The sequence below is a fragment of the Methanohalophilus levihalophilus genome (genome assembly GCF_017874375.1).
Taxonomy (GTDB): domain Archaea; phylum Halobacteriota; class Methanosarcinia; order Methanosarcinales; family Methanosarcinaceae; genus Methanohalophilus; species Methanohalophilus levihalophilus.
Genome location: NZ_JAGGLK010000003.1, coordinates 241,141 through 264,331 on the forward strand (window position 1 = coordinate 241,141; position 23,191 = coordinate 264,331).

28 protein-coding genes are annotated in these 23,191 nt (G+C 38.8%); 9 read left to right on the plus strand and 19 right to left on the minus strand.

Annotated elements, in window-relative coordinates; translation table 11 throughout:
* Nucleotides 1-172: 172 nt before the first annotated feature.
* From J2755_RS08570 to J2755_RS08595, 6 genes are all read right to left on the minus strand, one after another.
* Nucleotides 173-1,132: a 2-hydroxyacid dehydrogenase gene (locus J2755_RS08570; protein WP_209682024.1), complete on the minus strand. Its 960-nt coding sequence runs from the start codon at nt 1,130-1,132 to the stop codon at nt 173-175.
* On the minus strand, nt 1,132-1,320 hold the full coding sequence (locus tag J2755_RS08575; RefSeq protein ID WP_245312856.1) for a YHS domain-containing protein: 189 nt from the start codon (nt 1,318-1,320) through the stop codon (nt 1,132-1,134). Before J2755_RS08575 ends, J2755_RS08570 begins: the two co-directional genes overlap by 1 nt.
* Before the next feature lie 41 nt (nt 1,321-1,361).
* The gene (locus tag J2755_RS08580; RefSeq protein ID WP_209682027.1) at nt 1,362-1,538 is read right to left on the minus strand and encodes a YHS domain-containing protein; all 177 of its coding nucleotides are present in this window, start codon (nt 1,536-1,538) and stop codon (nt 1,362-1,364) included.
* Nucleotides 1,539-1,782: 244 nt separating this feature from the next.
* Nucleotides 1,783-3,093 (minus strand): APC family permease, encoded by a 1,311-nt coding sequence (locus J2755_RS08585; RefSeq protein WP_209682029.1) that lies wholly within the window; start codon nt 3,091-3,093, stop codon nt 1,783-1,785.
* 94 nt (nt 3,094-3,187) lie between these two features.
* Entirely contained in the window at nt 3,188-5,221 is a 2,034-nt protein-coding gene (locus tag J2755_RS08590) for a heavy metal translocating P-type ATPase (RefSeq protein ID WP_394357566.1), read from the minus strand.
* A 19-nt stretch (nt 5,222-5,240) separates the two neighbouring features.
* On the minus strand, nt 5,241-5,486 hold the full coding sequence (locus J2755_RS08595) for a hypothetical protein (RefSeq protein ID WP_209682033.1): 246 nt from the start codon (nt 5,484-5,486) through the stop codon (nt 5,241-5,243).
* A gap of 447 nt (nt 5,487-5,933) precedes the next feature.
* On the opposite strand from J2755_RS08595, the gene J2755_RS08600 reads away from it, so the two are divergent.
* The 6 genes from J2755_RS08600 to J2755_RS08620 all read left to right on the plus strand — a co-directional run bounded on the left by J2755_RS08600 (nt 5,934) and on the right by J2755_RS08620 (nt 8,901).
* Nucleotides 5,934-6,314 carry a YnfA family protein gene (locus tag J2755_RS08600; RefSeq protein ID WP_209682035.1) on the plus strand — a complete coding sequence of 127 codons (381 nt, stop codon included), beginning with the start codon at nt 5,934-5,936 and terminating at the stop codon, nt 6,312-6,314.
* Nucleotides 6,311-6,640, plus strand: coding sequence for a YnfA family protein (locus tag J2755_RS08605; protein WP_209682037.1), 330 nt, complete (start codon nt 6,311-6,313; stop codon nt 6,638-6,640). Before J2755_RS08600 ends, J2755_RS08605 begins: the two co-directional genes overlap by 4 nt.
* A gap of 269 nt (nt 6,641-6,909) precedes the next feature.
* Nucleotides 6,910-7,137, plus strand: a complete 228-nt coding sequence (locus J2755_RS08610) for a multiheme c-type cytochrome (protein ID WP_209682039.1) — start codon at nt 6,910-6,912, stop codon at nt 7,135-7,137.
* Between the two features lie 78 nt (nt 7,138-7,215).
* Nucleotides 7,216-7,533 carry an NAD(P)/FAD-dependent oxidoreductase gene (locus J2755_RS11375; protein WP_245312858.1) on the plus strand — a complete coding sequence of 106 codons (318 nt, stop codon included), beginning with the start codon at nt 7,216-7,218 and terminating at the stop codon, nt 7,531-7,533.
* Nucleotides 7,534-7,545: 12 nt separating this feature from the next.
* Entirely contained in the window at nt 7,546-8,367 is an 822-nt protein-coding gene (locus tag J2755_RS08615) for an NAD(P)/FAD-dependent oxidoreductase (RefSeq protein WP_245312860.1), read from the plus strand.
* Nucleotides 8,368-8,712: 345 nt separating this feature from the next.
* Nucleotides 8,713-8,901, plus strand: coding sequence for an SHOCT domain-containing protein (locus tag J2755_RS08620; protein WP_209682041.1), 189 nt, complete (start codon nt 8,713-8,715; stop codon nt 8,899-8,901).
* A gap of 337 nt (nt 8,902-9,238) precedes the next feature.
* On the opposite strand, the gene J2755_RS11380 is transcribed toward J2755_RS08620, so the two are convergent.
* The 3 genes from J2755_RS11380 to J2755_RS08635 all read right to left on the minus strand — a co-directional run bounded on the left by J2755_RS11380 (nt 9,239) and on the right by J2755_RS08635 (nt 13,012).
* Nucleotides 9,239-10,846, minus strand: a complete 1,608-nt coding sequence (locus J2755_RS11380) for a sensor histidine kinase (protein ID WP_245312862.1) — start codon at nt 10,844-10,846, stop codon at nt 9,239-9,241.
* Nucleotides 10,847-11,500: 654 nt separating this feature from the next.
* Nucleotides 11,501-12,094: a hypothetical protein gene (locus J2755_RS08630; RefSeq protein WP_209682043.1), complete on the minus strand. Its 594-nt coding sequence runs from the start codon at nt 12,092-12,094 to the stop codon at nt 11,501-11,503.
* 237 nt (nt 12,095-12,331) lie between these two features.
* The gene (locus tag J2755_RS08635) at nt 12,332-13,012 is read right to left on the minus strand and encodes a recombinase family protein (protein ID WP_209682045.1); all 681 of its coding nucleotides are present in this window, start codon (nt 13,010-13,012) and stop codon (nt 12,332-12,334) included.
* Between the two features lie 238 nt (nt 13,013-13,250).
* Here J2755_RS08635 and J2755_RS08640 point away from each other — a divergent pair, with 238 nt between their 5' ends.
* Together J2755_RS08640 and J2755_RS08645 are read left to right on the plus strand one after the other, a co-directional pair.
* On the plus strand, nt 13,251-13,982 hold the full coding sequence (locus tag J2755_RS08640) for a hypothetical protein (RefSeq protein WP_209682048.1): 732 nt from the start codon (nt 13,251-13,253) through the stop codon (nt 13,980-13,982).
* Nucleotides 13,983-14,102: 120 nt separating this feature from the next.
* On the plus strand, nt 14,103-14,270 hold the full coding sequence (locus J2755_RS08645; RefSeq protein WP_209682050.1) for a DUF6293 family protein: 168 nt from the start codon (nt 14,103-14,105) through the stop codon (nt 14,268-14,270).
* Between the two features lie 29 nt (nt 14,271-14,299).
* Here J2755_RS08645 and J2755_RS08650 read toward each other — a convergent pair whose 3' ends face one another.
* From J2755_RS08650 to hpt, 10 genes are all read right to left on the minus strand, one after another.
* The gene (locus J2755_RS08650; RefSeq protein WP_209682053.1) at nt 14,300-14,752 is read right to left on the minus strand and encodes a hypothetical protein; all 453 of its coding nucleotides are present in this window, start codon (nt 14,750-14,752) and stop codon (nt 14,300-14,302) included.
* Nucleotides 14,753-14,869: 117 nt separating this feature from the next.
* Complete coding sequence (locus J2755_RS08655) at nt 14,870-15,595, minus strand: hypothetical protein (RefSeq protein ID WP_209682055.1); 726 nt, start codon at nt 15,593-15,595, stop codon at nt 14,870-14,872.
* A gap of 60 nt (nt 15,596-15,655) precedes the next feature.
* Nucleotides 15,656-15,889 (minus strand): hypothetical protein, encoded by a 234-nt coding sequence (locus J2755_RS08660; protein ID WP_209682056.1) that lies wholly within the window; start codon nt 15,887-15,889, stop codon nt 15,656-15,658.
* 198 nt (nt 15,890-16,087) lie between these two features.
* Nucleotides 16,088-18,043, minus strand: a complete 1,956-nt coding sequence (locus J2755_RS08665) for a methyltransferase domain-containing protein (RefSeq protein WP_209682057.1) — start codon at nt 18,041-18,043, stop codon at nt 16,088-16,090.
* 172 nt (nt 18,044-18,215) lie between these two features.
* Nucleotides 18,216-19,373, minus strand: a complete 1,158-nt coding sequence (gene pscS, locus J2755_RS08670; RefSeq protein WP_209682058.1) for an O-phospho-L-seryl-tRNA:Cys-tRNA synthase — start codon at nt 19,371-19,373, stop codon at nt 18,216-18,218.
* A gap of 20 nt (nt 19,374-19,393) precedes the next feature.
* The gene (locus tag J2755_RS08675; protein ID WP_209682060.1) at nt 19,394-19,669 is read right to left on the minus strand and encodes a DNA-directed RNA polymerase subunit L; all 276 of its coding nucleotides are present in this window, start codon (nt 19,667-19,669) and stop codon (nt 19,394-19,396) included.
* A gap of 20 nt (nt 19,670-19,689) precedes the next feature.
* Nucleotides 19,690-20,346: an exosome complex RNA-binding protein Csl4 gene (locus J2755_RS08680; protein WP_209682061.1), complete on the minus strand. Its 657-nt coding sequence runs from the start codon at nt 20,344-20,346 to the stop codon at nt 19,690-19,692.
* A 96-nt stretch (nt 20,347-20,442) separates the two neighbouring features.
* Nucleotides 20,443-21,045 carry an METTL5 family protein gene (locus tag J2755_RS08685; protein WP_209682062.1) on the minus strand — a complete coding sequence of 201 codons (603 nt, stop codon included), beginning with the start codon at nt 21,043-21,045 and terminating at the stop codon, nt 20,443-20,445.
* Between the two features lie 7 nt (nt 21,046-21,052).
* Entirely contained in the window at nt 21,053-22,039 is a 987-nt protein-coding gene (gene dph2 / locus J2755_RS08690; protein ID WP_209682070.1) for a diphthamide biosynthesis enzyme Dph2, read from the minus strand.
* The gene (gene hpt, locus J2755_RS08695) at nt 22,026-22,598 is read right to left on the minus strand and encodes a hypoxanthine/guanine phosphoribosyltransferase (protein WP_209682072.1); all 573 of its coding nucleotides are present in this window, start codon (nt 22,596-22,598) and stop codon (nt 22,026-22,028) included. Before hpt ends, dph2 begins: the two co-directional genes overlap by 14 nt.
* Nucleotides 22,599-22,734: 136 nt before the next feature.
* On the opposite strand from hpt, the gene J2755_RS08700 reads away from it, so the two are divergent.
* The gene (locus tag J2755_RS08700) at nt 22,735-23,190 is read left to right on the plus strand and encodes a GNAT family N-acetyltransferase (protein WP_209682074.1); all 456 of its coding nucleotides are present in this window, start codon (nt 22,735-22,737) and stop codon (nt 23,188-23,190) included.
* Nucleotide 23,191 lies beyond the last annotated feature (1 nt).

Here is a 23,191-nt window from a genome sequence, read left to right on the forward strand (position 1 = left end):
GGAAAGTCCGATTCCGACTAAACCCATCAGATCCAAGAACATCAAGGCTTCTATCAGAAAATTAAGTTTTATTTTTTTGATAATACGTCCCCCATGTTAATTATAGATAAAGATACTATCTCTATTTTGTAATCGAAGTCCATAGTAATCAGATTCATAATTTCTACAATTATTACCGATCTACCGCTTCTGGATTAACAACATTTTGAGGATTGCCCTTCAAAAAGTTCTCCACATTTTCTACGCATGTGTATGTGCACTCTTCAATGGACTCTTCCGACAGGAATGCAACATGTGGAGTTAGAACAACATTGTCAAACTGCATGAGTGGATTATCTGCTGAGAGAGGTTCTTCTTCAAAAACATCCAAACCTGCGCCCATAATTCCTTTTTCTTTAAGGACTTTAATCAATGCAGCTTCGTCAACAATCTTGCCTCTCGAAGCGTTGATTAATATTGAAGACGATTTCATTTTTGATAGTTCTTCTGCACCGATCATTTTTTCTGTATACTCCGTCAGTGGTACATGTAAAGTAACAATATCAGATTCTGAGAGGAGTGTATTTAGATCAACGAATTTTGTTCCCAATCGTGTTTCCCTTTCTGCATTTGGATGAGCAGTTGTAGAAAGGACATTCATATTGAAACCATGCGCTATCTGTATGACCCTTATACCAATGTTCCCAGTACCTATGACTCCTATTGTTTTGCCCATTAATTGGTTGCCGATATAATCCCTCCAATCGAATAAACCTTCTCGGATTTTGGCATCTGCCACGTGTAATTTTCTGAACATATTGAGTGCAACAGCAAAAACGAATTCTGCTACAGCATCAAAGGCATAAATAGGCACATTGGAGATCAGGACTCCGTGTTCATTTGCTGATTTAACATCAATATGATCATATCCCGTTTGCCATACAGAGATCATCTTGAGGTTGGTAGCCTTCTCAAATGCCTCTTTTGAAAAACCATACCTACCACTCAAAACTATATCTGCATCATGAATCCTATCAATGAATTCACTCATGGATGGGGGCATCGTATCAAAGATACTAAGCTCTCCCAGCGCCTCTAATTTCCCCTTATATTCTTCAGGAAGGTATATTGGATCAGCAACTACAATTTTCATCAGTCCCCTCCTGAGAAAAACTCAATGTATTTCTCCGGGTTTTCATCGAATTTTTTCTTGCATGAAAGTGAACAAAAATTGTAGGTTTTTCCTTTGTACTCACTTTTGAACTTCACAGCCTGCTCATCAAGTTTCATATGACACACAGGGTCCACAACAGCCATCAACCTCGGATCCAATACTCCCATAATATCACCATCTCCCAATATCAATGTAGATTTTCTGACAATTAACTAACTAAATGCACTTTTTCTGGATTTTCATCGAATTTTTTCTTGCACGAAAGGGAACAGAAATAGTATGTTTTTCCTTCGTATTCACTTTTGAATTTTGCAGTTCTTTTGTCAATTTTCATGCCACAAACAGGATCTTTAACTTCAATCACCTTTGTGTCTATATCCATCATTATACCATCATTCCCCAATATCAGTATATGATTATACCATTTGTTAAATATTCTGTTTTGTAGAAATCCAAATTTGAATTTAATGGCCGTAAAAATTCTCCTACGATGTATGCCAACACTATAATTTTTAACTAGGTTTGTTAACAACTTAAAATAAAGAAAATTATTTTAAATCAGTTGGGATGTGCATGTTGAGATTACCAATAGTTAAATCACGCTGAAAATGCAAAAAAATAGGCTTATATCAAGTTACTTTATGAGTACTTCCAATCGCATGTGTTTGTAAAAATAATTTCATTCCAATAAAAATAAGACCCATCATGGTTAGTGCTACAACAACCAATAATATGTCAGTGGATGCTTTTATCAACAAGAATGCACCGAGAACAACTACATCAAGAACGATCGCTGTAATAACAACATATGATCTGATCTTAATTTTATTTCGCATATTGCGCAAAAGACCCCAATGCATAATAATATCCATTACTAGATAAAAAATTGCTCCAAGGGATGCAATCCTGCTTAAATCAAAAAAGATTGTTAATAGGATGGCAACAACAATTGTGTATACAAGAGTATGCTTCTGGATGTCTCCTGGCATGCCAAAATGTCTGTGTGGTATTAAATTCATATCTGTTAGCATGGCAAGCATGCGAGACACTGCAAAGACACTAGCAATTACACCTGAAACAGTTGCAATAATTGCTAATGCTACGGTAAACCACAAACCATAGGTGCCAAAAACCGGTTTTGCTGCTTCCGCCAGTGCGAAGTCTTTTGCTTCAATGATTTCAGGAAGTGCAAGATTACCTGCCACTGCAAATGACACTAAAAGATAAATGGTTGCACAAATTGCTAGGGAAATAACTATTGCCCGGCTTACGTTATGATGAGGATCTACAATCTCTGAGCCACTGTTAGTGATCGTTGTAAACCCTTTGTAAGCAAGTACAGCCAATGCTACGGCTGCTAAATATCCCTCTGTAGTTGCTTCCATTGACCCTAGAGACGTGCTAGTAAAAGAAAAATCTGCAAGCCACAGCCCAATAATTCCAAAGATAGAGATTCCGGCTATTTTGGCTAAAGACATAAAGAATGAAATTTTTCCTATCAAGCGGTTACTAGAGATATTGATTGCGAATGCAAAGATAAGTAGTCCAACACCTAAAAGTGGCACAAGGAAGCTCCCTTGATCGATATTAAACAATTGAATTGTATATGTCCCAAAAGTACGAGCAACAAGGCTTTCATTAATCACCATCGAAAAAGCCATCAATAAAGCACCAAAACCAGTTACTACACCTTTTCCATATGCTTTTTCCAAGTACATGGCAATTCCACCGGCTGATGGATAGGTATTGGAAAATTTGATATAAGAATATGCGCTGAAAGCAGCCACAATTGCGCCTATAAAAAATATGATGGGAAATGATGTCCCAGCTAATTCTGCGACTTGTCCCAGTATTGCGAATATACCTGCACCAATCATTACACCAGTGCCTAAAGACACAGCACCAGTTAGCGTCAAACTATTTGGTTTATATCGATTCATTTTTGGTTCTTTAAAAATCTAAATATCCGTAAAATACTCGAAATTTTCCTAATTTTCGATTTCAGTACTCACCAATCTATGATTGAAAACATTTTTAGTTCATTTTTAGAGATTTTGCATTTATGGCAACTATTACTGTACTAAGACTCATAAGAATAGCTCCAAATGCAGGAGTTAGTAATATTCCATAGCTAAAGAGAACGCCAGCAGCCAAGGGAATAGCAAAAGCATTATATCCAGTTGCCCAGACAAGATTCTGAAACATCTTTGAGTAAGTTTTTCTTGAAAGGGTAATGATGTCTACCGCATCCCTAGGATCATTCCTGACCAAGATTATATCTGCACTTTCAATAGCTACATCAGTTCCGGCCCCAATGGCCATTCCTACATCTGCCTGGACAAGGGCAGGGGCATCATTTACCCCATCTCCCACCATTGCCACAGTATACTTTTCCTGAATTTCTTTTATAGTCTGAGATTTTTCATGAGGCAAAACTTCAGCAAAATAATCATCAAGATCGATTTCTTCAGCTACCCACTGAGCAACGAACCGGTTGTCCCCAGTAAGCATCATACACTTTATATCCATAGATTTAAGCTTCTCAATCGCTTCTTTTGATTCTTTTCTTATGATGTCTGCAAGTCCCAACGCACCCAGTGGTCTATCATCTTCAAGCAAAAAAACAACGGTTTTACCTTGTTGTTCAATCTTTTCTACTTGTTCATTTTTTATTTCAATTCCATTTTCTTTAAGATATCCTGGACTAACGACTTTCAATTTTCTTCCTTGGACCGAACCTTCGACACCTTTTCCTGGAATTGAGTTAAAATCTTCAATTTTAACTAGTTCAAAGTTTTGTTCTTTTGCACTGTTTACTACCCCAAGGGCAATGGGATGCTCTGAATTGGATTCCATAGACGCAGACAATTTCAATATTTCATCTATATCTGTATCTGCAAGAGGCACTATATCTGTGACTCCAAACTTACCTTCTGTAAGTGTTCCGGTTTTGTCAAAAACAATAGCTTGAAGATTCCTTGCTCTTTCAAAAGCTTGTCTTTCTCTGATTAATAGTCCCGACCCTGCTGCCAACGATGTGGATACTGCAACAACAAGGGGAATTGCTAGACCCAAAGCATGTGGACATGCTATTACCATAACAGTAACTGCCCTCTCAAGAGCAAAAACAAATTCCTGACCAAAAGACAACCATGCCAAAAGAGTTATTGTACCAACACTTATGGCTATGATTGTAAGCACCAGAGCAGCCTTGTTTGCTAAATCCTGTGTCTTGGATTTACTTTCCTGTGCAGTCCTAACAAGTTCAATAACTTGGTTCAGATATGTATCCGTCCCAGTTTTCTTGACTTCTACCTGCATGGATCCCTCGCCATTAATTGCTCCCCCGATAACCTCGTCCCCGCCTTTCTTGGATACCGGTTTGGATTCCCCTGTCAGCATTGCTTCGTTAACACTGGTTTCTCCCTCAATCACAATCCCGTCTATGGGTATCTTCTCACCAGGCTTGACAAGTACTCTGTCTCCAATCTTCAGTTCATCCACACGAATATCGACTGTATCTCCATCTTTTATAAGGTGAGCTTCGGATGGCATTATCTTTACCAGTTCTTCCAGAGCCCTTGAAGCGCCCAAGACAGAACGCATTTCGGTCCAGTGACCTAGAAGCATGACATCTATTAATGTAACAAGTTCCCAGAAAAAGAACTTCCCTGGTAATCCAAAAACTACTGCAGAACTGTAGAAGTAGGCCACACTTATAGCAATTGCAATAAGCGCCATCATACCCGGCTGTCTAGTTTTTAGTTCGCTAATGATCCCTTTAAGGAAAGGATATCCTCCATAAAAATAAATTACTGAAGCAAGTATAAAGAGAACAAAAATTGAGCCAAAGAACTTAAACTCAAATCCTAAAAATGTTTGAATTGCAGGTGATAGGATAAGAACTGGAAACGTGAGAATAAATGAAACAATAAATCTCTTTTTGAAGTCTTCCATCATCATTGCATGATGGTTTTTACCTTCATGTTCCATCTCGTGCATTTCGTGATCATGAGGCATGTTGTCATCTGAATCGTAATTTTCTGCTGCGCTCATTTCTGGTTTCATCCTTTGACGCCTCCTCTAATTAAGCAAATTTATTATAAAGTACCCCGAACAAATATGCGAAAATAAATGAAATGATTGCAGCTTCGATCATCCCGGCAATTATGCCAGTTGGGGTTAATGAGAAGAACATATGCCATTGTTGCATCATCTCGAAAGCACCCGTGTAAATTCCAAAATTTCCAAGTATTCCGAGTAAAAGCATTACTATTGCAGCAACTATTGCTGCAGCCAAGCTGAAAGCTAATGATTTTAATTGTTGTGTCATTTTTTCCCTCCCCCTTGATTAATAACATTCAAATTGCTGAATCATGGTGTTTCAGAGTTTTGTATTGCAAAAAACATACTTTCCATGTTTGCAGACTGCTTTCCACAATCAAATCTTACTTTGATTTATAAAAAGTTATTCAGTGAAAGTTTGTAATTGAGTTCTACAAGGATCGTAAATAAAATTTCGCAAGATGTAGCTCAGATCCTTTTAAAAATAACTAAGTTGCTAAAATGCTTTGGATTCGATAAGACCCAACATTGGTGCTATCAACATGTACTCTTTGAGTATCTGAATGGAAAACCAATGTTATGGGTTTTTGTTAATATTCTGAACCTATAGCAATAAGATTAATTTGCTTACCATTAACTAATTAGAATAACTTCAAGTTCGTATTTTTTCCTAAAAAACAAATCATTATATTGTTCATTACGATCATTAATTGCTATGAAGATAAAAATTGAATTTAGATGCATCTCCAAAAGCAGATGTGTTCTCTCTACTATTCCTTTGTTCATCCTTGCAGGTCTTTTTGAAATTGGGGGCGTGTATATGTTTTGGTTATGGTTACGTGAGAGTAAAGAGTTTATTTTTGTATTTTTTGGAGTTGTAGCCATGTGTTTATATGGCATAGTTCCGACTTTTCAGCCTTCTCGCTTCCATAGGGTACATGCAACTTATGGAGGGATATTTGCCGTTCTGGCGCTCTTATGGGGTTGGATATTTGATAAAACTCCTCCTGATATCTATGACACAATGGGAATCTTGGCAATTCTTATTGGTGCAGCGATAATATTCTACTGGCCAAGGAAAGATGATGTAGCATGATTGACACAAAGGTTTCCATATCATTATTTTTTCTAGCATCGTTATTTGAAATTGGTGGTGGATATTTAATATGGTTGTGGCTGCGAGAAAATAAAAGATTAGTAGTGGGATTGTTAGGCGGATTACTATTGTCCATCTACGGAATCATTTCAACTTTGCAACCGGCACATTTTGGAAGAGTGCATGCTGCACATGGTGGGATATTTATAGTCTTATCCATTCTTTGGGGAGCTTTTGTTGAAAAGGAAAATCCAGATAGGTATGAAATGATTGGAGCACTAATTGCACTCATTGGGGTTTTTGTAATATTTTACACTCCACGATAACATTTTATTCCATTATTTGATTTGTGTATGGATCCTGTATGATCTAGAAATCTTCATTAGCAAGTTGATTTTTGCAAATTTTGTAGTATTGTTTCTGCCTCAGAAATCAATACTCTCAATGTCCATACGTGACAAAGATTGTTACTGTCGGGTAGAATCGGTTACCAAAAAAAGTCCACCCTTTTACTATTAAAAGCTGCTATCCTTCATTCATATTTTTTACACATTGTAGGTTTCAGAAGCATGAATGCAAATAAATTTTTCCTCATTTGCTTAATAAAACTATTATTTGTTTTCATGCAGGAGAGCTACTGGAATATGATTGCCAGAATTGCCATACTACAGGGGCATCCTATGATGGGAAGATGGACAACCTGCCAGGGATAAATGGTTCATGGGAATTCAGAGGCATTCAATGTGAAGCATGCCATGCTACAGACAGTAAAGATGGATTGGAAGATGATGGTTATAGAGTTGTTATTACCAAGGATCTTTAACATTTTCCTTCCTTCCTTTCATCTGGCTCAAGTCAATATGTTTAATTGTTTTTAATTAAATGTTATTTTTGAGGATTTATGTACGATGTAATTGTGGTCGGTGCGGGGCCAGCAGGTGCAACGGCAGCACGGAAAACAGCAAAAGCAGGACTTAAGACACTGCTTCTTGAGAAGAGCAGACTTCCAAGGGTAAAAGTATGTGGCGGAGGGGTATCCATGCAAACAGTTTCAAATCTTGGAATCTGTATACCCGAGTCATTGATTGAGAGGAAATGTTTTGGTGCCAGAGTGAGATACAAGAATATGTGTCTCGAGTCTGAGGCAAATGAGTGTCTTGCCCTGATGGTCTCAAGGGAAAAATTCGATAGTTATCTCACCATGTGTGCCGTAGAATAGGGTGCAGAACTCATGGAAAACGCCCATGTCAGATCAGTGGACGTCCAAAAAGGTTATGCTGTGGTAGAGACTGCAGAAGGTTCATTCAAGTCCAACGTTGTGATAGGTGCAGACGGTGTGCATAGTTCATGTGCCAAAAATGTCAGGCAGAATTTTAGTAAGGAACAACTTGCGTTTTTGCTTGAGGCTGAGATCCATGCTTCAAATGAGTTTGTTGACGACTACATCTCAAACAAGTGTGAATTCCATTTTGGTGATGTCAAGAATGGATATGGATGGGTATTTCCAAAAGAAGAACATCTTTCGGTCGGTATTGGTGGAATAAGTTCCAGTGTATCGGACCCGATGGGCATCTTTTACAATTTTGTCGACAAACTCGGTTTTGATCACGTGAAGCCCAGAGGACATTTCCTGCCAATAGGAGGTGCTAAGAGGAGAACGTGTGCCGACCGTATAATGCTTGCAGGTGACGCTGCCGGTTATGTTGATTCTTTCCTAGGTGAGGGTATAGCCTATGCCATAAAATCAGGAAACTTTGCGGCGGAGACTGCAATCGAGGCGCATCAGAATAAGGATTTCTCGCAAAAGTTCCTCTCATCCTATCAGGGGAAATGCGACGATGACTTTGGAAGCAACCTGAAATACTCATTGATATTCTCTAGGTTATTTCATCGATATGATAATTTTTCTGCCCGGATACTGACAACTAACGAGTCCGTGCTGAACAAGTTCCTATATATTTCCACCGGAAGATTTGGGTATTTGTCATTCATGATGTGGGTGGCTCCTCGCCTTCCATACTATGCCTTAAAAGCACTTTTTTGGAGACCTTGATCCAAAAACAGTTTTCTTGCTCATTTATCTGAAGCAACTACTTTACATGAAAGCCGGCATAAAAACCAATAAAAAAGATATACTTTTTCCAATATTGATTACTTTTGACTAGATGGGGATCTATATGATTGCTAGAATTTGAATAGTTCAATATTTTTTACATAGGCTAAGATTCATTTTTATTATGCACAAACAGAAGCTCTAATCGATTTCCATGTTGCATGTAAATTTAAAAAATATGTTGTGGTAAAAGCTATAACAAATAAAAAATGAACTACTTATGGTCACAATTTTTGGGGGGTAACTAGCATAGATGGGATTACAGGGTATTATGGTTCTGGCCATATGGTCTTTGGATCAATTCTCTGGATTTTAATAATAATAGGTATCGTTTTGCTAGCGAAATGGCTTTCTGAGCAAAATAAAAAATCAGATGAAGAAACACTATCTGCACTAGATGTTGCAAAAATGAGATATGCCAATGGTGAAATAACCGAAGAAGAATTTGAAGAGATGAAAAAACATCTTATTTAATTTTAGAGACAGTCCCACTACTAAAGGCCGTCTCTTTGTTACATTAATGTACTTATGGGGATATTATATAGATAGCGAGCCTGCATAATCTGACACGTGCTCCACAAGCTATATTCCAAAGTTCAAGGTATTTGCTAGTCCAAGTAACACTTTTATCCACTTAAAATAGGGACTGTATAAGCCGCTTGAATAGTCTCTGAACAGAGTTATAATAGGATAAAGTCTCCAATTTCCATCTGCAGCTTCATTTCAGCTTTTCCGCCAGTATCCTCAGATCATTAAACCAATCTTGCCAATCTCCGAGAACAAATGTTTAACAGCGTCGAATAATCTTACATTATTGTGACTTTTTCACAGTTACCCAGAAAACACTCCCCTGCCCGGCTGGATTATTCTCGATGCCGACATTTCCTCCATGTAAATTAGTTATCCTTTTAACTATGGCAAGCCCCAATCCTGTTCCTTTAACGCCACTTTTGTCTACACGCTTGAAACGCTCGAACAGCTTCGGTTTATCCTCATCCGCAATCCCTTCCCCAAAGTCTGTCACTTTTATTTTCCAGTAATCTTCTGAATCAAGTACATCAATAATTATTTTACTTTTGGATGGGCTATATTTTATGGCATTGGATATCAAATTTGCAAATACTTCCTCTATCATAGGATTTGCGTTTGCATTATATTCCTTCTTTGCTGCAAACTCAACAAGCATCTGCTTTTCTTCAAGTTGTGGTTTGAAGTTTTCTATAACTTCATTAATAGTAGCTCTAATGTCCGTTTCTTCAAATTCAAGTTCTTCAACACTCTCCAATTTTGAAAATTTAGATGCAGATTCAATCATATCGATTAATTTTTCGTTGTTGCGTTTAATTGTTTGAAGAGCTTGATTTTTTTTCTCATCATTTTCCATATCGAGTAAAACATCAGTGAAACCCCTAACTATATTTGCAGGGTTGAGCAAGTCATGACGCATGATGTCGGTAAAGAGGTCTTTCATTTTTGTAAGCGAAACAAGTTCCTCGTTTGCCTTTGAGAGTTCTTTCGTGCTTTCTTTAACTGCAAGTGTCAGGCGCTTTTGGCGATTGATGGCCATATATGCCATCATAGTTAGCAGTACTACAATAATCAAACCTGCACTTTTGAATACAATAATTTTATCTTGAATTGTAGTATGCCCCGCTGTAGGAATTATTCCCAACTCCCAATTACCATCAGGTAGTTCGATGCTTTGTATAACAGGATCACTGTCATATACCTGATTTCCTCCATAGAATACATTGCCCGTATCATCTCTTATTGCAATATTAGGATGACCCGGGATCATAAGTCCAGCTTCCTCAATAATAAGTGACATGTCCACAGCCATGACTGCTAATCCCCAAAAAGTATCATTTATATAAATAGGCTTTATTGCAACCATACTGTGGATATCTGATTGCAATTCATATGGACCACTTAAGGCAATTTGGCGAGTTTGGATTGCTCGCTGCACATCGGTTCTTACATCAGGATGTTCATCATTAATGAGATCATAACCCAGCACATCTTCATTTCCAGAAATCGGGTAGACATATTTTTGAATTCCAGCAGGAGCTACTGAAAAATAAAGAATTCCTTCAGTACTGGAATAGAGCCCTTCTGTGAAATCATCGAAATTATTATCCAAGGATTCTTCTGATGGATCAAAGTGAACAAATGAGGCCAAGCCTTCCAGTATGGCAAACCGGTGGGTAAGGCTTGATGACAATGCATTTCCATGTAAAGATAAATCGATTGCTTCCTCTATTCTTTGCTCAGCAAGCAACTGTTCTTCATACCAGAGTCCAGCTTGCCACCAGACAAGAATAAGCAATATCAGAGCAAACAGTGCACCCAGCAGTGCGCTTCGATGCGGATTGAGAACTCTATTTTCTGGAATTGTAATGAGGCTAAGCAGAGTTTTCATTAGTTAAACTCCTTATTTCAAATTCAATTTCTGGTACTGTTCTCTTTAATTCGATTATAAGTAAACCCTTTCCCATGAATAGGTGATTATGCGCTCTGAAATTAGTGAGCAGGTGGAACTTTAGTTATTCAATTGTCATTAGAAGTCAATGGTATGATGATAATTAATATTTCTGCTTTATGCTTTTGCTAGGGCTAAAATAGAAGGTTCGATTACAAATAGCATGCTTTTTATGTGACCCTTCAGTTTTCAGAAGGGCGTTGTGTGCCTGCAACGCCTGCACAAGAACACGTATGTACTGCAACCTTGTAGAGTCGGATGATTGCTCCTTGAATTGCTTATATCTAGCCTTATATATAAGTTTTCCACGATCCATGATGAGATATCCAGTGAATTTGGAACGTTCAATATTTTCTACAGATCATATTTCATCACTTTGAAAAAATAACTGCTGTATAAATGGAAAATGAAATTAAGGTTTCGGAACCATATTTCTTGTTGCGATTGTTGCACCAATAATCTTGAACACCTTTGATGCTAGTATTTTTGTTATTGACCTATCGAGTTTGGGACTATAATTTTAATTGAAGTTGCAATCGCAAGTCTGTTTTAGAAATGATTCTTTCAAAAAGGATGTGAAATGTGTCGGGATAATCAATAAACAATACTTGGAAGCACCATATACTTGTATGGTTCATATTCCCCTGCTGCAATCTTTCTTTTAATTCCCTGAATGCGGATTCTATTATTTGTTTGCGAGCAGAATTTTTTCTTTATCGTTTCATTCAAGTGGAAGCCATTAAGCCAATTATTTTCAAAATATTTCAATCGCTTTACCAATCCTGCTGACAGCTTGTATTTTTTGATAGGTTTATTTACACCTTTCTTTTTTACATCCTTGACCAACATTTTTGGGTTGCGCCTTCTGTACCTCTTGCTTTTATCTTTATAGCCATTTGGTGGTGCGTATCGATTCAGAATATTATAGACGGCTCCAAGCTTGACTTCTGGCTTGCCGTTTTCTTTTCTCCATTCATTTACAAGTGTATGAATTTCTTGCCTTGTCCTATACTTGTTACCGGATTCATACATTATTTTGAAGACCAAAAATTTACTAGCTCCAATTGTGGATCTAGTGTAGCAGTATACACACAATTCTTTATCTGGATCTTTTCCGTGTCCACATGCAGGACATATTGATATTTCTTCTTTTATTGGTTCATGTTGGATTAGCTCGTAATTGTTCAATTATTCACCTCTTTTATTGTGTGTTTTACACTATTGTTTGAATTATCGCTATCAGTCGAATTTCTTATGTTTACTCTTTAATTACATGTAGGCATGGATACATCTTCGATGTGACAGGTGTACGAGAAACGAAATGATACATTTCTTTCGGGGTGGGTGTCGCCATATAGGGATAGTTTGAAGCCCTGAAACACATTCCCTATGTGAAGCCTATCACCATCCCTATATGCATCAATTTCAGGCTTCAGCTTCTTCATATTGTTTTAGCTTGAATTCCATTGATTCTTCAAATTTGATCCATTTGTAATTTTCATATACATAACCTAGTTCATCAAGCCTTGATGTAATGGTATTAGGAGCAACACCAAAGTACTTTGAAATTGCAGTTGCTGATAACTTTTTATCAATCAATTCAATCAGCTTTTTTGAATCAATATCTTTTTTAGGTCTATGGCAAATTACACCATTAGCAATTGCTTTTTCTCTTCCTTCTCTCATTCTTTCCGCAATCATGGATCTTTCGAATTCAGCAAAAGCACCCATAATTTGAAGCATTAATGTACCGGAAGGTGAAGAAGTATCGAAGGGTTGACTTATAGAAGCAAATTCAATATCTAAATCCTGAAGCTCTTTAACATGGAAGAGTAGATCAAGATTGGATCTCGCAAATCGGTCAATCTTGGTGACTATAACCATATCGAATTTCTTTTCTTTTGCTTCCTGCATCATTAATTCAAAAGCGGGTCGCTTAGTGTTCTTTCCCGAATATCCAAAATCAACATATTTGTCAACAATTTCATATCCGCAACGGTTACAATATTCTTGTAATTGCTCTTCTTGGATTTTTGGCGATTCTTTGTGATTATCCGTTGATGTCCTTATGTATAAACAGACATTTTTAATTATTTTTGTATTCATATAAAACATTTATATAAAAATGTGTATATATAAACATTAAGGTTGACTTGTTGATTTGAATATTTTGTTTGAGCTTTCTGCGTGACGATTTCTCCACCAAACACTATTGTAAGAAGTCTTGTAGTTGATCAGATGAATGGGCAAACGGAGCAAAACACAGTTCAAACTAAAAATATTTATAGTTTAAAATAAATTTTACTCATAAGTCTTCACTATGTATAGACCAGAGAAAAAAATTATGAAAACCTATCCAGACAATTTTCTGAAAAATCAGATACTAAATGCTGTTTATACCCTAAATGGATCTAATGCGCCCAGAGCTACTTCCAAGAATATACGCACCTTCATCAAATACAATGGATCTAAATCCAACTTCAAATCAGAAATTTATGGTCTCAAGCGTCGTGGATATCTCAGTTTTTCCCATGAATCAAAGAATAAGAAGGTAAAGACGTATATCCTGACTAAAAAAGGAGATTTCCATCGATTAAATCCAGACTACTATCAAAAACTGAAAGCGGAAAGAATCGCTGCAACTGTAAACGACATACTGAATGATGATAATAAATTTACAGCAGCTGTAGACAACGAAGTTGCAAACAGAATGGACATCATTGAAACGAATGTTGCAAATCTTTTGAGCAGTAATGTGAATACAACCAATATAGGTAATGAACCAATTTCAGCGGCTGAAATGATCGTTGCCAATATAATCGCAAAGAAAGATGAAGAAATTCGTAATTTGAATGCTAAATATTTCAGCAAAGCAAATCCAGGCACACTTGAAGATAAGGCAAGTGACAATAGCCAACAAATGCCTGACAAGCATAATGATGAAAAAAGAATGGAGAAACGACAGAATCTTGCTAACCACTATTATCAGAATCATTTATGGCTGGATCTACAATTCTTCCAGCTTTGGAAAAACATGGTACCAGTTTTGCTGAGTGGGCGTAAAGGAAGCTTATGAGATTCCGGTACTCAAAATGCAACCTCCCAGCAAAATAGAATTGGATGTTTTGGGAACAATTAATGCTACTGAAAATAAAAGTACAATTCACTTAGATCACTTGTGAAAAATGGCCTTAAAATGGAATACACAGGATCAAACCGAAATAAGTATTCTCAAATTATTAAAAAATTAGAAACAAATGGATTTGTTTCAACCAACAGAAGTGGTCGTGAAAAAGGAATAAAATTAACTGATTCTGGAAAAGTAATAGCAGAAATTAGTGATATTCTGTTAAGTTCTAAATGAATAGAGATGATGGAGAATTTCAAACTCCATCAATCCGCTTGTTTATACTTTTCATTGATTAATTGACGTTCATATTCCAATTGTTCAAGCTCGATTTTAAGATCATTCTTTTTGTTTTCAAGTGTTTTATATCCTCTCGAAATGCGATCTTCAAGTTTGCGCTTTTGTTGCTTGTATGTTAATTTATCCGCTAGAGATAGCATATCATTATTTTCAAGCTGATTTTCTACTTCTCGCAACTCATATTCATCACCATCAATTGATAGACTAAGTTCTTCAATGAATACGTTAGCTGCTGATTCCACCAAATTAATCTTCTTATCAAGGTATTCAATTTCCCTTTGATGTTCTGTATTCTTGTAGTGTTGTGCTTCAGCAGCAGCAGAAATTGTGACCCATTTCATACCCTTTAAGTATTCAAACATTGATATTTCTTCATCAAATTGAGTATAGAAATCAGCAGATTTTGCTGAATGTCCCATCCAGTAATCTTTATAATCCTGTCTACTATCTGATTTATGCAACTGATTTGAAAAAAAACGCCTTAGATTATGCGACCTGAAGAACACATATCGATCTTCTTCACATAATCCACAACCCTATGAAGCATCCTCAAAGAACCGATCCAATTCCTTTGGTTCAAATTTACGGAATCTAGTATCAGGTGAAATTTGCTTTTTCTTAACACGTCTTCCTTTAACACCACTTTTATTTTTAACTTCATACATTCTTGTATATTCACCATCAGCAACATATTTCAGAAATTCATTTCGTGGTTCAGGTCTACAAAATAATGCATCATCTTCAGAATAGATATATTGTTTCTTTATATTATTTGATAAATCATCGTAATCAATACCATAGCCCATACGGTATTCCAAATAATCAATGATTGCTTCACAAGCTTCTGTTGAAATATATGTATGATGTTTAACATGTGCCTTTTTCGGCTTATTTTTCATTTTCTGTCGTATAAATTCAATTTTGCAGATTTTATATTTTGGATCATACCCTTCTCTGAATTTTCGAACAGTCAATTGTGTTATATCAACTTTGGATAATCCACTTGATAATTCACACAATGCAAACGCTTTTAGGAATTTTTGACATTCACCTAAACCTAATCGGATTTCATCTTTTGATAAGAAATATGTGTTATCTACTTCTTCTATTTCTTCACCATCATCATCTAATATTCTTGGTGAATATGCTTTTGGATCGATAATCATTCCATTTGATATGTAGAATGCTTTAATATTCGACAATATTTGTGCCTGTGTAGATGATTTATAATTGTAAAAAATATGATTAACTATTCCATTCATGTGTTTGGGCAATGATCTTGCGTATGCTGGAAGATCAGCATTACGTTGTTCTCTAGTTCCCTAATCAATAAGTTGTTGTGGCATTAAGGTATCGTCACCATATTCATTTCGAAGAAAATGAATGTAAATACCCATTGCTTTTTGTGCATTCTTTTTTGTGGAAGCTGCTTTTCCACTTAATCTTGCATCAAACCAATGAATAACAGCTTCATCATTTTTAAATTCCTTAATTATTGGTGAGAATTTAAACTGGGGTTTCTTATTATTTTCACTTTCATTGCTTTTGTTGCTCATTTTGTCCACTCTCTAAATTTGATAGCAACCAAAGTTTCTAAGAAGTTCAGGTCATAGCCACTAAACCACAGCCGCAAATAGAAAAAACGGATTGCTGGGATGCAACTACACATCCTGCATTCCTCATTATAGACCTTGGAGTTATATAAATTTGTTCTTGTGTTAACGGAACGCGGGGCAATGATGCCCCTAACAAAGTTAGTTTTTGCAGCTCCTGTCCTCACCTTCACTCGTTAGATCAGAATTTCTTTCTTCTGCACTTTTTATAATTCGATCAAGCATATCCGGGTAAGTGATATTCGCAAAAGCAGCCATTTTCGCAAGATGTCCATCCCAACACCAGCCCGGGTTAGGATTAACTTCCAGCAGTTTCGGATTCCCCCTGGCATCAAGTCTCCAGTCGAATCTCGCATAATCCCTGCATTCCAGCCTTGAGAATAATTTCAGGCTGCATTCGACAATGGTTTCTTCCACATCTGCAGAAAGGTTTGCAGGAACCGATTTGATGTTCCAGTAAGGTGAATCTGGCTTCCATTTTGCTTCATAGCCGCAAATTTTCACAAGATCATCCGGCAGGGCAGAGTAATCTTCCTCAGAGATGGGCAACACTGTGTACTTTTCCGGCGGTGTTCCGATTATCCCCATACTCAGATCCTTCCCTGTCAAAAACTCTTCCACAAGAATCGGTTTATCGTATCCCAGCCCTTCACGGATGGCATAAATTGCCCTTACGACTTCGTCATGTGTATAACATACACTGTTCCTGTTAAGCCCAAAACTGGAATCTCCAAAATTGGGTTTTACTATGACGGGGAAATCCATTGTAAGTTCAAACAAAGTATCGTCGGGTTTTACCATCAGGCCCTCGGGTACAGGTACTCCCAACTCGCGTGCAATACCTCTTACAAGAGATTTATCGTAGCAGTATGCAAGACATTGTGGTCCGGAACCGGTATATGGAATATCCATCATTTCCAGAATTGCCGGAACATGTAGCTCTTTGCGTGGATCGTTTGCATATCCCTCATCACAGAGATTCAGCACAATATCAGTTTTTGGGGATACTCTGGCTAGATCTGTTATGAGAGTATTGTGATTGGAAAGATAGCTGAACTCATAGCCTTCTATTTCCCTCAATGCGCCCTTGAGACAATCAATGGTGTAGAAATCATCGTCGTCAAAAATGCCTGAAGGTTTAAGAGGATCTGCTTTTGCAGGATCTCCAAGGAGGACTGTAACTTTCTTTGCTTTGGCTTTGTTTTTGCTCCTGACAGGAGTCCATTCCTTCCTTATCGTTGCAGCCACAATGATGCGCTTTTCCATCATTCCAAGATCCTGGCCTCTTCTGGAATTTGATCCTACCTCTCCCACAAGCTCGACGTTTGTAAAACCTGCATTCTCAAGTAGTTCCGTCAATGATTTCACAGTGTAGAGGCGTTCGGCATAAAACTGGTCTGCAACAACGCCTTTCTTGTCATCAACGATTACTTCCCTGGAGATGAGTTTCTGTCCGTCAATGGAAAGTGAACGCTCGCGGCAAACAAAACTGTTCTTATCTATCCACTCCCATGAACGTGGCTGGAAATGTTCTTTCAGATATGATCCGTCTGAAACATCCAGAAGCAATTTTCCATGCGGTTTAAGAATGCGTTTTGCCTCATTAAGAACTCTCAAATCTTCTTCAGGGGTTTCAAAGTAGCCAAAACTGTTCCCAAGGATCATCAAGCAACCAAAAGAATCAGGCGCATAGGGTGTTTTCCGTGCATCACCTTCACGAAATCTTACATGCAGGTTTTCTTTCCGGGCTTTTGTTTTTGCTCTCTGGATAAGGTAACGTGATCTGTCCAGTCCTTCTACATTTTTATATCCGCGCCGGACAAGTTCAAGGGTATGGCGTCCCTGCCCGCAGCAGAGATCCACTATCCTTTCATTCTGATCAAGCTTGAGAGCTGAAACAAATAAATCAATTTCATCCTTCGTTATATTTTCATCATCTACGACGTCTGCATCTGTCTTCAGGTACAACGAGTTGAAAATATGTCTCCACCAGTCCGGACGCACATGTTCTTCCAGATGCGAGACCGGGCCTAAAGTCCTTTGGGCTGTGTTATGTCGTGAATTCTCACGACACTCGGAGATTCCGGGCTTTTTCATTACAATTTACCTTCTTGGAATTATTCTTCACTTCGATTTCATGAAGAATTAAAAAACGCAAATGTAATTACAAATATAAAAAGCAGATTCCAGAATTAGATAAGGGTTCAAAAAGAAAACGGCCTTTAGGACATAATCCAACCCATACATAAGGCCGTATTCGGAAGGTGTTTTATTTGTTGTACTTGTCGATAATTTCCTCAAAGGAATCGACAACAAATGAAAGATCTTCTTTGCCCACACCATAGGTACTGAGCTTGAAGTATTTTGTAAGGCCTGCTTTGATTCCGTGAATCTGGCGGGCTTTCAGTTCCTTGTAAAGGAAATAGCGTCCTTTCTTGACCTTCTGTGAAATCTCATAGAAAATCGGAGCTTCAAAGAACATCAGGTCATGGTTATGTGGCTTTTGCCCAACCTGAATAAGTCCCATTCCTTCAAGTTTCTCCGAAAACCAGCGTGCATTTGCGACTTCCTCGTCCCATCTCTGGGTACGCTCCACAACAGCAGGGAATGATGCCATCAATGTCATAAGGGTGGCACCCCTGGCGGTGCAGCCGAGGAATTCAATTTCCTTAATTTTGTGGGTGGGGGATTTCCTGAATACCGTATCAACATAGTCCCCGTTGACACCTACAATTCCAATAGGTCCCGATGCAGCCATTGATTTGTGACCGCTGACTGAAACAAAATCAGCACCTATGGCTTTTGCATCAATAGGCATCCTGCCTGCGGAATATGCACAGTTTAGCAGGAGTGGGACATCGTATTCATGACAGATAGAAGCAATTTTCTTTGCATCCGGAAGATTCCCGTAATTTCCATCAGGATATGTCAGTAATGCAAGGGCTGGAACCTTGCCGGTTTCGCTGGTTACTTTCTCGATAGCCTGGCCGTAGCCTTCCGGATCAATATAGTAATCAGGATTTCCTGAATGTCCTACGGATTCAATATTCAATCTTGCTCTCTGGGCGGCGACAATGGATGAATAATGTGCAAGTCCGTCCATTACCACTGAGTCTCCTTCGCTGGCAATGGAATGCATTACTGCAAACTTGGCCTCTCTTGCCCCGTTGGTAATGCGTGCACCATCTACTCCAAGAAATTCAGGTAAAACCTCATGCACAAATTCACTTACAGGAGGCTGCTTCATTTTGTCAAGGCAACCCGGGCAGAAATCGCAGACTGAATAACCATCACCCCATTCTACAATGGCTTTTTGAGCTTCTGGAGTAAGTTTCCCGCCGGTCTGAAGAGGATCAATATTAATGAAATCTCTCGGTCCTCTCTCGATAGAAGCAAATTTAGCGAGCTTTTTTGGATCCAATGTCATGCGATAACCCCCTCATGAATTCAGGAAAGCGCTTTCTGGAATACTTCCATGAAATCGTCAAACCTTTCATTAAGGCTACTTGCTGCTTTTCGGATGGTTGCAATTGGATCTTCGCCATCAGTCTTAACAAACAGTACAGGATCGCTTATTGTGACATGTTTCATGTCGTATGTTGCTATCTCTACATGTTCGTCTTCGAGTAAAACAGACTTGAGTAAATTCAGAAGGGTATGGCTTTCTCCCCGGATTTCAAGTCTGATTTCATTATCGGTTTTTTCCAGGATTTTCAGTTCCATAAGTATTCTCCCGCGTGATTTTAGATTTCACCGGTACCGTAGCCGGAAGCAAGGTTGCGTTTCTCAACATTGCCGCAATTTGGACATTTAAGACGCTTGTCATCTTTCTGCATCACAGTTCCACATTTTGGACACATTGCAGACATGACACCGAGTTCTTTTTCTGCAGTGGACAATCTCATGTTTTCAACATCGATAACCTTTGCCTTGATTATGTCACCAAGTCCGAATTCATCAGCGATGTTCTTCACATAGGATTCCCTGATATTTGATATATGGATGGCAGCAACGCCGGGATCGTTTATCTCACGTTCGCCGTGGCCTTTTATTGCTGCAATTTTCATAAGCGCCATGGAATCCCTGAGGTTGATTATCATTCCAGCAACAGTATCTCCTTTCTTGACAACAGGTGGAATGGTTGAAGCAGGCTTAACTGATACTTCCCTTCTCTTCTTGTTGATCTGGACTGTTCCCATGCGGCTGGCTAAAATGTCACCGCGCACAGTATATGTTCCGTCACCTGCTTTGAACTCTTCAGTGATGCCTACTATTTCTCCCGGAAGGACAAATTGTTCTTCCTCTTCGACCTCTTCTTCCTCTTCAGGGGTTTCTTCGGTTTCTTCCACTTCTTCGATTTCCTTGATTGTTTCATCCCCTTCGGCATTTTCTGAGTTCATTTCCTGTTCTTCGGAAGATGCCCCTTTGAGCTTTCTTCTCGTGGTTTTCTTCTTAGTGCTTTTGAGTCTAATGAAAATCCCTCATATAGGTTATTATTAATTTGAATGAGAACCGGACTTTATCCTGTATACTTCCACTTCAATTTGTTCTACATCCTTTTTATGGAATTTAAATGTTCTTTTTATCGGGAAATTTGCAGAGTACGTGTCTGTTACAATGGCAGGCCTTATATACTTCTCTATGAAACTCCGACTCCCACAATTATGTATGGAATAGATTGTTCCCGCAATTTCCAGAGCTTTCTTCAGGAATGGCCTGTCATTTCCTTTGCACTGGGCCCCAAAAGGAGGGTTCATGAGGATAGTATCAGCGTGCTTATCAATACTATCAATCGGTGAACACACAAACTCAACTTCAACGCCCAGTTTTTCTGCATTCCTGCAGGCAATCATGAGTGCCCCGGGATCGATGTCATAGCCAATTACTTCTTCAGCTCCCAGCAGTTTTGCACCTATTGCCAGCATGCCTGTCCCGCAACCAAGATCAATTACCGTGCCTTCAAGGTCTCCCTGCATATACGCAAAATGCAATATTTCGGCTGCAAGCGTTGCAGGTGTTGGATACTGCTCAAGAGTGATGTCGGGTCTCTCAAATCCCTCCACCTTTTGCAACAGCATCTCAAGTTTGCGCTGTTTCATGGGTGCTTTATTCACCTCTTATTTCATCAAAAACAAGTTCTTCCCGCTCCCCCAGGACTATTTCAAATTCAGGAGGGGTGAGCACGGGGGCAGGATATCTTCCAGAGTCATCGATTGCAATTCGTGGACATGCGGTATTAACGATAACATCAACCTTAAAGTTCAGCATTTGTTCAGGGGTAACCAGATCCATTGTCAGAATGTAAGCCTGCATTCCCTTTTCCTTTGCTTTCTGCATAAGGGATTCTGCAAGTTCCATTCTTTCCTGCCCGGTTTTTGTGGATACTACAATCAACACAGTTTTTGCATCCATTGAGTTTCCAATGGCAGCATATCGTTTTTTCATCATTATGCGGGTTTCAACTTTTCTGACTTCATTCAGGTATGGATCTGCAATAATTACTGGTCTTTCGCTTCCAAGGGCCACTCCGGTTGGATGGAAGTTGCCGCCGCCGATATACAGGTACTCGTCACAATCCTCGGCAAACGCAGCGGAAAAATTGCATCCCAATACCTGCCCTGGATATGTTATCCTGCTGTCTCCTTCAGATATTATACCTTCTTTTCCAGCTTCTTCAAGCAACCTGTGTAATCCTTCCAGCTTGTGGACATGCTGAACAGTTGTGATCAGGCCAATGCGCTTTCCTTCAAGAAGGGGAAGTGCTTTGCGAACCACATCTTCAAGATCTATTGAAGATCGTGCTTCGATGTAGATAACTTTCCCTCCGTCATCTTCTCCGATTGTAGAATGGGCAAAATGGAATACAAGGTCCATTTCCTCAAGGAGTTGCCTGTCAAGGTCGCAGGCTCCGTAGCAGGGGTTTGCTGAAATCTGGACTTCTGCACCGGTTTTTTCTTCAATCTCAGATGCAATTGCAAGAGATCTCCTTTTGAGGCCTTCGGGAAACTGGAGCCCAACTTTGTGGGCATCACGTTTTTTTATCTCGTCAATAATCCTTGGGATTTCCAGATCAAAGTCTTCAGTTGCGCTCACCTGCGACCTCCGTTACAACTACTCCGTCTGGTTTTACATCAATAGTGACAAGCACTTTGACTTTAACTCCGCCTGAGGAAAGTTTTGATGCTCCTTCCCCCCGACCAATTACGACTACAATGTCTACAATTTCAACACCCATACTTTGGAGTCCTTTTACAAGGGCATTCATAGTTCCCCCGGTGCTGATAACATCGTCTACAATAAGAATCCTGTCTCCCTTTTTGAGACCATTGATGTACAATTCGCCCTTTGAGTAGCCGGTGCTCTGGGATAATTTAACCTCCCCTTCCATGCCATATTCCCTTTTCCTTATGATAGAATACGGTATTCTTGTTTTCAGGGATAGGGCGGTTGCAATGGGTATTCCCATGGCTTCCACGGACACGATGCGATCAACGTCCATGTCTGCTATATTCATTATTCTCTCAGTGACATCCTCCAGCAATTCGGGTTCAATCATTGGGATTCCATCTGCGATGGGGTGGATAAAATAGGAATATTCGCCTCTCTTTATTATCGGGGCTTTAGAAAGGGATTCTTCGAGGATTTCAGGCATTTCAAATGTTCCTGTGTGTTAATATGAATATGTGAATGATGTATTGAAAGAATGCTGGGAGATAAAGTTTGTCCTTATTTAAGCATGGTGGATAATTACATATCTCTTTATACCCGCTTTACATGTGAGTACTACAATGAATGCACAGAAAGCTCCTGCCTCATCCGATCCAGAAAAGGTTCTTGTTCGAAATGCAGGAAAAGCTGATGAAAAAGCTGTTGATGTTTTACTTTCCACCTATTTCCTTGACCGGGATGATGTGGATATTTCAAACTTCATAATTGGAGAAGTTGATGGCAAAGTCATAGGTGTAATCTCTTGTCTGGAAGAGCCATTCAATGAAATCCATTCTGTAGCAGTTCATGCTTCTTACCGGGGAAAAGGAATTGGAAAATCACTTTTGCTTCATGCAATGAACCGTATGAGCGGCACAACATACGTAAGGACAACCTCTCCTGACTTTTTCCTGAAGCAGGGGTTTAAGGAAGTTGAAGACAAAGGAAAAGAAGAATTGTGGGAAGATTGTCGCAATTGCAGTCGCCTCGAGTCATGCAGGCAACATTTCCTTTATTTCAAAAAAGGCGGAGAATAAC

Bases quoted from the DNA above. Each gene is read 5' to 3' on its own strand.
- J2755_RS08595 (WP_209682033.1), bottom strand. From the start codon at position 5,486: ATGACACAACAATTAAAATCATTAGCTTTCAGCTTGGCTGCAGCAATA.
- J2755_RS08620 (WP_209682041.1), top strand. From the start codon at position 8,713: ATGGTCTTTGGATCAATTCTCTGGATTTTAATAATAATAGGTATCGTT.
- J2755_RS08585 (WP_209682029.1), bottom strand. From the start codon at position 3,093: ATGAATCGATATAAACCAAATAGTTTGACGCTAACTGGTGCTGTGTCT.
- J2755_RS08580 (WP_209682027.1), bottom strand. From the start codon at position 1,538: ATGATGGATATAGACACAAAGGTGATTGAAGTTAAAGATCCTGTTTGT.
- J2755_RS08635 (WP_209682045.1), bottom strand. From the start codon at position 13,012: ATGAATACAAAAATAATTAAAAATGTCTGTTTATACATAAGGACATCA.
- pscS (WP_209682058.1), bottom strand. From the start codon at position 19,373: ATGACATTGGATCCAAAAAAGCTCGCTAAATTTGCTTCTATCGAGAGA.
- J2755_RS08700 (WP_209682074.1), top strand. From the start codon at position 22,735: ATGAATGCACAGAAAGCTCCTGCCTCATCCGATCCAGAAAAGGTTCTT.
- J2755_RS08575 (WP_245312856.1), bottom strand. From the start codon at position 1,320: ATGGGAGTATTGGATCCGAGGTTGATGGCTGTTGTGGACCCTGTGTGT.
- J2755_RS08600 (WP_209682035.1), top strand. From the start codon at position 5,934: ATGAAGATAAAAATTGAATTTAGATGCATCTCCAAAAGCAGATGTGTT.
- J2755_RS11380 (WP_245312862.1), bottom strand. From the start codon at position 10,846: ATGAAAACTCTGCTTAGCCTCATTACAATTCCAGAAAATAGAGTTCTC.
- J2755_RS08615 (WP_245312860.1), top strand. From the start codon at position 7,546: ATGGAAAACGCCCATGTCAGATCAGTGGACGTCCAAAAAGGTTATGCT.
- J2755_RS08660 (WP_209682056.1), bottom strand. From the start codon at position 15,889: ATGAGCAACAAAAGCAATGAAAGTGAAAATAATAAGAAACCCCAGTTT.
- J2755_RS08640 (WP_209682048.1), top strand. From the start codon at position 13,251: ATGAAAACCTATCCAGACAATTTTCTGAAAAATCAGATACTAAATGCT.
- J2755_RS08675 (WP_209682060.1), bottom strand. From the start codon at position 19,669: ATGGAACTGAAAATCCTGGAAAAAACCGATAATGAAATCAGACTTGAA.
- hpt (WP_209682072.1), bottom strand. From the start codon at position 22,598: ATGCCTGAAATCCTCGAAGAATCCCTTTCTAAAGCCCCGATAATAAAG.
- J2755_RS08685 (WP_209682062.1), bottom strand. From the start codon at position 21,045: ATGAAACAGCGCAAACTTGAGATGCTGTTGCAAAAGGTGGAGGGATTT.
- J2755_RS08665 (WP_209682057.1), bottom strand. From the start codon at position 18,043: ATGAAAAAGCCCGGAATCTCCGAGTGTCGTGAGAATTCACGACATAAC.
- J2755_RS08590 (WP_394357566.1), bottom strand. From the start codon at position 5,221: ATGAAACCAGAAATGAGCGCAGCAGAAAATTACGATTCAGATGACAAC.
- J2755_RS08570 (WP_209682024.1), bottom strand. From the start codon at position 1,132: ATGAAAATTGTAGTTGCTGATCCAATATACCTTCCTGAAGAATATAAG.
- J2755_RS08655 (WP_209682055.1), bottom strand. From the start codon at position 15,595: ATGAATGGAATAGTTAATCATATTTTTTACAATTATAAATCATCTACA.
- J2755_RS08605 (WP_209682037.1), top strand. From the start codon at position 6,311: ATGATTGACACAAAGGTTTCCATATCATTATTTTTTCTAGCATCGTTA.
- J2755_RS08650 (WP_209682053.1), bottom strand. From the start codon at position 14,752: ATGGGACATTCAGCAAAATCTGCTGATTTCTATACTCAATTTGATGAA.
- J2755_RS08680 (WP_209682061.1), bottom strand. From the start codon at position 20,346: ATGAACTCAGAAAATGCCGAAGGGGATGAAACAATCAAGGAAATCGAA.
- J2755_RS08645 (WP_209682050.1), top strand. From the start codon at position 14,103: ATGGAATACACAGGATCAAACCGAAATAAGTATTCTCAAATTATTAAA.
- J2755_RS11375 (WP_245312858.1), top strand. From the start codon at position 7,216: ATGTACGATGTAATTGTGGTCGGTGCGGGGCCAGCAGGTGCAACGGCA.